General features: G+C 65.2%; 2 pseudogenes. Both read left to right on the plus strand.

The window, feature by feature from the left end:
• A pseudogene (locus DEQ92_RS22500) lies at positions 1–268 on the plus strand (4Fe-4S ferredoxin); the annotation flags it as partial.
• Positions 268–463 (plus strand): annotated as a pseudogene (locus DEQ92_RS22505) (molybdopterin oxidoreductase); the annotation flags it as partial. The pseudogenes DEQ92_RS22500 and DEQ92_RS22505, both read left to right, overlap by 1 nt.

Genomic DNA, 463 nt, shown 5'->3' on the forward strand with positions numbered 1-463 from the left:
GTACATCAAGAAGTACGAAACCCACCGACTGCTCGAAGACCGCGGCACCGACCCGAAGACGTACTACATCCGCGGGGAGATGAGTCCCGGTCGACCGCAGACCTCGGACAAGATGGAGAGCGAACTCGACGACGTGTCGGTCTGGTCGGAGCCGAAGGACAACGGTCCGGTCGAGGAAAGCGGCGGAAGCGGCGGCGGCGGGTCGCACGGCTCGCTGTCGAACGACGCGCTTCCGCACGTTCCCGCGTTCGAGGGAGGTGACGACTGATGTCGAGAGAGACCGCCACCTCGCGGTTCGTCGTCCCCGAGTTCGGAAGCGCCGGGAAGCTCTGGGTGGGCTTTCTCGCCGCCGTCGTCTTAGTGGGCGTCGCCGCGTGGGCCTACCAGCTCACCACCGGCCTCGTCGTCACGGGGATGCGCAACGTGTTCTCGTGGGGGCTGTACATCATGATGTTCGTCCTGT

It is taken from the genome of Haloferax sp. Atlit-6N (genome assembly GCF_003383195.1).
Classification (GTDB): Archaea; Halobacteriota; Halobacteria; order Halobacteriales; family Haloferacaceae; genus Haloferax; species Haloferax gibbonsii.